The sequence below is a fragment of the Siculibacillus lacustris genome, from assembly GCF_004328075.1.
In the GTDB taxonomy this organism is placed as follows: domain Bacteria; phylum Pseudomonadota; class Alphaproteobacteria; order Rhizobiales; family Ancalomicrobiaceae; genus Siculibacillus; species Siculibacillus lacustris.
The window spans coordinates 106,468-114,013 of record NZ_SJFN01000015.1; the positions used below are offsets into that span (position 1 = coordinate 106,468).

7 protein-coding genes are annotated in these 7,546 nt (G+C 74.8%); 4 read left to right on the forward strand and 3 right to left on the reverse strand.

Annotation, left to right across the window (positions count from 1 at the left end; all coding sequences use genetic code 11):
* Positions 1-4: 4 nt before the first annotated feature.
* The 3 genes from EYW49_RS11765 to EYW49_RS11775 are packed head-to-tail and all read right to left on the reverse strand — an operon-like array spanning position 5 to position 4,781.
* Positions 5-2,800 (reverse strand): DUF4159 domain-containing protein, encoded by a 2,796-nt coding sequence (locus EYW49_RS11765; RefSeq protein ID WP_131309763.1) that lies wholly within the window; start codon positions 2,798-2,800, stop codon positions 5-7.
* On the reverse strand, positions 2,797-3,723 hold the full coding sequence (locus EYW49_RS11770; protein ID WP_131309780.1) for a DUF58 domain-containing protein: 927 nt from the start codon (positions 3,721-3,723) through the stop codon (positions 2,797-2,799). Before EYW49_RS11770 ends, EYW49_RS11765 begins: the two co-directional genes overlap by 4 nt.
* A gap of 50 nt (positions 3,724-3,773) precedes the next feature.
* The gene (locus tag EYW49_RS11775) at positions 3,774-4,781 is read right to left on the reverse strand and encodes an AAA family ATPase (protein ID WP_131309764.1); all 1,008 of its coding nucleotides are present in this window, start codon (positions 4,779-4,781) and stop codon (positions 3,774-3,776) included.
* A gap of 170 nt (positions 4,782-4,951) precedes the next feature.
* Between EYW49_RS11775 and EYW49_RS11780 the strand changes: the two genes are divergently transcribed.
* From EYW49_RS11780 to EYW49_RS11795, 4 genes are all read left to right on the forward strand, one after another.
* The gene (locus tag EYW49_RS11780; protein WP_131309765.1) at positions 4,952-5,572 is read left to right on the forward strand and encodes a DUF1285 domain-containing protein; all 621 of its coding nucleotides are present in this window, start codon (positions 4,952-4,954) and stop codon (positions 5,570-5,572) included.
* Complete coding sequence (locus EYW49_RS11785; RefSeq protein WP_131309766.1) at positions 5,569-6,294, forward strand: CoA pyrophosphatase; 726 nt, start codon at positions 5,569-5,571, stop codon at positions 6,292-6,294. The genes EYW49_RS11780 and EYW49_RS11785 overlap by 4 nt, the downstream gene beginning before the upstream one ends.
* A complete protein-coding gene (locus EYW49_RS11790) occupies positions 6,291-6,554 on the forward strand; it encodes a DUF6111 family protein (protein ID WP_131309767.1) in 264 nt (87 codons plus the stop codon). The genes EYW49_RS11785 and EYW49_RS11790 overlap by 4 nt, the downstream gene beginning before the upstream one ends.
* The coding region (locus EYW49_RS11795) for a CCA tRNA nucleotidyltransferase (protein WP_407695473.1) at positions 6,551-7,546 on the forward strand (996 nt) is incomplete at its 3' end. The genes EYW49_RS11790 and EYW49_RS11795, both read left to right, overlap by 4 nt.

Sequence of the window (7,546 nt, forward strand, 5' to 3'; positions counted from 1 at the left end):
CCTCTCATCGGCCGAGCCGTTGCAGGAGGGTCGGGACGTGGACCTGATCGGCCTTGTAGTTGCCGGTGATCGCATACATCACGATGTTGATGCCGACCCGCATCGCCATTTCGCGGGCCTTGGGGTCGGCGCTCTGGACCGGCAGCAGCGGGTCGCCGCCGTCGTCCTCGGCCCAGGCGCCGATCCAGTCGGCACCGGTGATCAGGATCGACGAGACGCCGTCGCCGGCCCGCAGCGGCCGCGGCGCGCCGTCGCCCTCGACGCCGCCGGAGGCCTCGACCCAGGGGCGACCGCCGTCGAAACGGCCGGGGAGGTCGCGCAGCAGGAAGAACGTGCGGCCGAGGACGTGGTCGACCGGCAAGGGCTCGAGCTCGGGCAGATCGAGGCGCGACAACAGGGCGCGCAAGGCCTCGCCGGCCGGCGTGGCACGGGCGCGGCCGGGGGCGGCGCCGTCGACCGCGTCACGGGTGTCGAAGACCACGAGGCCGCCGTTCTTCATGTAGGCGTCGACGCGGCCGAGGACGCGGGCGTCGGGGATCGCCACGCCCGGGGCGATCGGCCAATAGAGGATGGGGAAGAAGGCCAGTTCGTCGCGCGCCGGATCGACGCCGACCGGCTCGCCGGGCTCGAGGGCGGTGCGTTCGCCGAGCGCCCGGCTGAGGGCGACGAGGCCGCGGCGGGCGACGTCGTCGGTCTCGGAATCGCCGGTGACCACATAGGCGAGGCGCGTCGAGGTGGCGGCGGCGCGGGCGAAGGCATCGGCGTCGGCGGCCTGGGCGCGATCGGGCGTCGCGAGAAGCGCGGCGGCGAGGAAGAGAGCGACGAGGCCGTGCACCGGGGCCCGGCGGGGCCGGTGCAGACGCGGGGCGAGCGCAATGGCGGCGTCGAGGAGGGCGAGGAGCAGCGCCGCGACCAGCAGGGCCGGAGCGAGATCGCGGCTCTCGTCGGCGCGGCGGACGGTGGCGGTGAAGCCGGCGACCGCGTCGAGCGGGGCGAGCCGGTCGCCGAGGCGGAAGGTCGGCAGCGACACGAAGGCGAGATCGTCGCCGTAGAGGCCGGGCGGATGGCTGCGGTCGGGCTTCGGCAGGGCGCCGCCGGTGCGCTCCAGCGGTCGCGCCTCGGCGCTCGGGGCGCCGAGCTGGCCGGCGCCGTCGAGCAGTCGCCACGGCGGCAGCGCCGCGCCGCTGGAGGTCGAAGCGCCGCCGACCGCCAGGGCGGTGATCCGGCGCAGCATCTCGACGAAGGTGCCGGACAGGGCGAGGTTCGACCACGAGGTGTCGGCGCCGACGTGGAACAGCACCACCCGTCCCTCGCCGAGGCGCTGGGCGGTGACCAGCGGCGTGCCGTCGTCGAGGCTCGCCCAGGTGCGCTCGGCGAGCTCCGGGCCGGGCTCGGCGAGGATCTGGCGGGCGACGCGGACGTCGCCGGGCACCGCGAGGCCGGCGAAGGGGCCGGTGGCGGCGAAGGGGCCGAGGCCGTGCGGTTCGCTCCACGACAGGGCGCCGCCGAAGCTGCGTTCGCCCTGGCGCAGGGCGACCGGCAACAGCGGATCGGGCCCGCGCGCCGCGGCGAGGCGGGGTCCGGCGAAGCGCACCAGCACGCCGCCGCGCTTCACCCAGGCTTCGATCCGGGCGGCGACCTCGCCGGTGAGGCCGCCGAGATCGGCGGCGATCAGCACCGACAGGCCGGGCTCGAGCAGTTCGGTGACCGCCGGGGCGAGCTCGCCGGCGCGCGGCCGGCGCAGGTCGGCGAAGGGGATGAGCGCCGCCTCGAGATAGTGCTCGGGGGTCAGCAGCGGCTGGGCGCGATCGCTGCCCGAGCCGCCGATCAGGCCGACGGTGCGCCGCCGCGAACTCTCGTCGAGGAGACGGACGCCGCCGGCGCCGGTCGGCTCGACCACTTCGACCCGGGCGATCTCGTCGAGCACGGCGCGCGGCAGGGCGAAACGGGCGGTCGCGGCGGTCGATCCGGGGGCGAAGGGGGCGGCGACCTCGGCGAGGACGCGGCCGCGGCGATCGAGGGCGCGCAGGGCGACGGTCGCCGCGCTCTCGGTCGCGGCGCGGACGAGGCGCAGGGCGAGGGCATCGGTACTCGGCTCCAGATCGGCGATCGCCACGGTGTCGAGCCGGGCCGGGCGCGACAGGCGGCGGACCGCGTCGGGGGTGAGGCGGGCGAGGCCTTCGGCGAAGCCGGCGCTGCTGCCGGCAGGGTCGAGATCGGCGCCGTGGGTCAGCCACACCACCGCTCCCGGCTGGGCGCGGGCCGCCGCCGCGGCGAGGCCGGCGAGGAGGGCGGGACGGTCGTCGGGCAGCGCGCGGGGGCCGAGCACCGCGAGGCGGCGGGCGGCGTCTTCGGGCGGTTGCGGGTCGAAGTCCTGGGCGGCGCCCTCGACGGTGCCGACCAGGGTGGTCGGGCGGCCGGTGCGGGCGGCGTCGGCGAGGATCCGCTCGGCGGCGCGGCGCTGTTCCTCCCAGCCGGCGGCGGCCGGCCAGCCGTCGTCGACGATCAGCCACAGCGGCCCGCTGCCGAGCGCGGGCTCGGGGTCGGGGCGCCATTCGGGACGAGCCAGCGCGGCGATCAGCAGGGCGGCGAGGGTCAGGCGCAGCAGCGTCAGCCACCACGGGGTGTGGGCCGGGGTGCGGTCGGCGGGATCGAGATCGGCGAGCAGCGCGGTCGGCGGGAAGACCACCCGGCGCGGCCGCGGCGGCGTCAGCCGCAACAGCCACCAGATCGCCGGCAGGGCGAGGAGGGCGGCGAGCGCCAGCGGCGAGCCGAAGATCAGCGAGGCGAGCGCGCTCATGGTTCGCCCTCGCGATCGCCGGCCCGCGGCGGGGCGACGCCGTGGCGGGCGCCGCCGAGCGCGGCATGAACGGCGAGCAGGGCCTCGGCGGCGCTGCGGTCGGTGCGATGGGTGACCAGGGTGCGGCGACCGCCGCGGGCGAGGTCGGCGAGCGCCGCGCCGTGACGGCGCCAACGCGCCTCCCAGGCGCCGGCGAGATCCTCGACGCGCGGCAGGCGCAGGCGGTCGCCGCTCTCGGGGTCCTCGAACTCGACCTCGCCGGCGAAGGGCAGCAGCGCCTCGGCGGGATCGACGATGCGCACCAGATGGAGCCGGGCGCCGGTCGCGGCCAGCGCCGCCAGCCGGGTCTCCAGCCGTTCCGGTGGCTCCAGGAAGTCGCCGATCACCACCACTTCCGCCAAGGGGGCGATCGGGCCGGGGTCGGGCACCGCGTCGGCCGGACCCGAGCGCACCAGGGCGACGGCGAGGCGTTCGGCGGCGTGGCGGTCGGGGCGGGGGGCGAGCCGTCCGGGCACGCCGATGCGTTCGCCGGCCCGTCCGAGCAGGTCGGCCAGCGCCAGGGCCAGGACCACCGCGCGGTCGCGTTTGGAGACCGCGGCGAGGTGCGAGCGGTACGCCATCGACGGGGTCAGGTCGGGGGCCAGCCAGACGGTGTGGGCGGCCTCCCATTCGCGTTCGCGCACGTGCAGGACGTCGTCGCGGGCCGAACGGCGCCAGTCGACGGCCGCCGCCGACTCGCCCGAGCCGAGGGGGCGGAACTGCCAGAAGCCCTGACCGGAACCGGCGCGGCGGCGGCCGTGCCAGCCGGAGGCGACGGTGGCGGCGACCCGGCTCGCTTCGACCAGCAGATCGGGCAGCACCGCGGCGAGATCGCGGGCATCGACCAGCGACCGGAACGCCTCCGGCGCGTGACCCTGACCGATCGGATGGGACGTCGGGGACGCCAAAGCGGTTCGACCCTCCACGGGACGGTTCAGGCGATGCGCCGCACGGCGCGGGCGATCAGATCGCCGACGACGACGCCGTCGGCGCGGGCGGCGAAAGTCAGGGCCATGCGGTGCTGCAGCACCGGACCGGCCAGCGCCGCGACGTCGTCGAGCGACGGCGCGAGGCGGCCGGCGAGCAGGGCGCGGGCGCGCACCGTCAGCATCAGCGCCTGACCGGCGCGCGGCCCCGGTCCCCAGGCGACGTGACGGGCGATGTCGTCGCGCGGGGCGTCGGCGGCGGCCGGGCGGACCGAGCGGATCAGCGTCAGGATCGCCTCGACGACGCTCTCGCCGACCGGCATCAGACGCACCAGCTGCTGCAGTTCCGCCAGTTCGGCGGCGTCGGCGACCGCCTCGGCACGCGGCTCGGCGACGCCGGTGGTGGCGATCAGGATGCGCCGTTCGGTGGCGAGATCGGGGTAGTCGACGTCGATCTGCATGAGGAAACGGTCGAGCTGGGCCTCGGGCAGCGGATAGGTGCCCTCCTGCTCCAGCGGGTTCTGGGTGGCCAGCACATGGAACGGCGCCGGCAGGTCGTGGCGACGCCCGGCGATGGTGACGTGGTGCTCCTGCATCGCCTGGAGCAGCGCCGACTGGGTGCGCGGGCTCGCCCGGTTGATCTCGTCGGCCATCAGCAGCTGCGCGAAGATCGGGCCGCGCAGGAAGCGGAACGAGCGGGCGCCGTCGGGGGCCTGATCGAGCACTTCCGAGCCGAGGATGTCGGAGGGCATCAGGTCGGGGGTGAACTGGACGCGGCCGGCGTCGAGGCCGAGGACGCGGCCCAGGGTCTCGACCAGACGGGTCTTGGCGAGGCCGGGGACGCCGACCAGCAGGCCGTGGCCGCCGGACAGCAGGGTCACCAGGGCGCGTTCGACGACGCTCTCCTGGCCGTAGATCACCCGGGCGATGGCCGTGCGCACCAGCGCCAGCCGTTCGATCGCGCGCTCTGCACGTCGGACGATCGCGTCGCCCGTCTCGGCCGTCACTTCGGTCATGAGCTCGTCTTCACACCTTGCTGCGATCCCCGCGTCCGGCGGTCGCCGGGACGGGATTCTCTTTCGTCGCTTCGAAGAGTTTGACAGGATCGCCGCTGCGGCGCATCCCGAAAGCGTGCGATCCTCGCATCGACTGCGTCGCTGCGCGACATTTCGGACGGACCCGGGCGATGACCAACACCGACGATTCGAGGGGGAGAGGCCAGCCGGGCGGCGATCTCGCCGGGCTTTCGGCGCGGTTCGGGCGGATCCCGACGGGCCGTGGACCGGCGCCGGTCGACGATTGGCATCCGCCGTTCTGCGGCGACATCGACATGCGGATCGACGCCGAGGGGGTGTGGAGCTACGGCGGCACGCCGATCGGCCGCGAAGCGATGGTCAAGCTGTTCGCCTCGATCCTGCGCCGCGAACCCGACGGCCGCACCGTGCTGGTGACGCCGGTCGAGATGTGCGCCATCCGGGTCGACGATGTGCCCTTCGTGGCGGTGGAGATGAAGGTCGAGGGCGGCGGCGTCGACCAGCGGCTGGTGTTCCGCACCAACGTCGACGACGTGGTGACCGCCGACGCCGCCCATCCGCTGCGCTTCTCCGTCGATCCGCGCAATCACGGCCTGAAACCCTATCTGACGGTGCGCGGCGGGCTCGAGGCGCGGCTCGCCCGACCGGTGCTCTACGATCTGGTGGAACTCGGCGACGAGGCCTCGGTCGACGGGCACCGCTGGTTCGGGGTGTGGAGCGGCGGTCGCTTCTGGCCGATCCTGCCGGTCGCCGACATCGAGGCGGTGGCATGAATTCGGCGATCGGCGGCGCGAACCGGGGCGCCGGCCCGCGGCCGGACTTCGACGTCGAGACCTTCCTCGATCTCGCCCGCCCGCATCTCGTCACCGATCCGTCCCGCTTGCCGCTGCTGCCGGCCTTCGGCGACGGCTCGCTCGACCCGACGCTTTCGCCGCCGCGCAGCGGCTTGCGCGATGCCGCGGTGCTGGTGCCGGTGGTCGCCCATCCGGGCGAGGCGGGGGTGATCCTGACCCTGCGCACCGCCCATCTCGCCGCCCATGCCGGTCAGGTGGCGTTTCCCGGCGGCAAGATCGATCCCGAGGATACCGACGCGATCGCCACGGCGCTGCGCGAGGCGCAGGAGGAGATCGGCCTCGATCCGGTCCATGTCGTGCCGATCGGCTGTTTCGCGCCCTACGCCAGCAACAGCGGCTACCGCATCGTGCCGGTGCTCGGGGTGGTGCGGCCGGGGCTGACCCTCGAACCCAATCCCGACGAGGTCGCAGGCGTGTTCGAGGTGCCGCTGTCGTTCCTGATGGACGGCGGCAATCACCGCGTCTCCCACCGCGAGTGGCAGGGGCGACGACGATACTTCTATGAAATGCCGTTCGGCGAGCGCCATATCTGGGGGGTGACCGCGGGGATCATCCGGCAGATCTTCGAACGGACCTACGGCGTCGGCGCCCCGCCGGCTCCGGGGACGCCGGAACGGTCGGTCAACGGGAGCGAACCATGATCCGGCTGGCGGCGATCGAGATCGCGCTGTTCCTCTCCCCCTTCCTGGTGTTCGCGCTGATCCTGGCGGCACGCCGGCGGACCCTGTCGACCGAACTGTTCCGGTCCGAGGCACCGATCGTCGGGCTGTCGATCGTCGGTCTGATTCTGGTGGCGGCGGCGATGCTCGGGCTGGTGGCCTTCGGCGGCGGCAAGCCCGAGGGCGTCTATGTGCCCGACCGGTTCGAGAACGGCGTGCTGATTCCGGGGCAGTTCCGGTGACCCCGGTCGCGACCACCTCGATCGCCGGGGCGGCCTGGCTCGCCGATCCGCGCCTCCTGCGGCTGTTCGCGGCGATCGAGACCGACACCGACACGGCCTGGGTGGTCGGCGGGGCGGTGCGCAACACGCTGCTCGATCGCCCGGTGGTCGACGTCGACGTCGCCACCACGACGCTGCCGGAGGTGGTGACGGCGCGAGCGCTGGCCGCCGGGCTGAAGCCGGTGCCGACCGGCATCGACCACGGCACGGTGACGGTGGTGGTCGAGGGCCATCCCTTCGAGGTGACGACGCTCCGGCGCGACGTCGAGAGCCATGGCCGCCACGCCACGGTGGCCTTCGGGCGCGACTGGGAGGCGGACGCGCGGCGGCGCGACTTCACCCTCAACGCCCTCTATGCCTCGCTCGACGGGGTCGTCCACGATTTCGTCGGCGGCATCGCCGACTGCCGCGCCGGGCGGGTGCGGTTCATCGGTGATGCGGCGCAACGAATCGCCGAGGATCGCCTGCGCATCCTGCGCTTCTTCCGTTTCCACGCCGCCTATGGTCGCGGCGGGCTCGACCCGGCGGGGCTCGCGGCGACGATCGTGGCCCGCGACGGGCTCGCCGGTCTGTCGGCCGAGCGGATCGGGCAGGAGACCCTGAAACTGGTGGTGGCGGTCGGGGCCCCGGCGACGCTGGCGACGATGAGCGACGTCGGCCTCGCCCAGCGGCTGCTCGGGCGGGCGGTCGATCTCGCGGGTTTCGCGCGGCTGCACGCCCTCGCCGCGGGCTTTGGTGGGCCCGTGCGGGATGCGGCGACGGCGCCGCTGTTCCTGGCGGCGCTGGCGGCCTGGACCGAGGGCGACACGGTGGCGCTGGCGGCGCGGCTGCGGCTCGCCAATGCGGCGCGCGATCGCATGGTCGTCGCGGTGCGGTTGGCCCGGCAGATCGCCGCGCCGGTCGACGAGCGGCACCTGCGCGCGCTGCTCGAGGCGGCGGGGCCGGGCGGCACG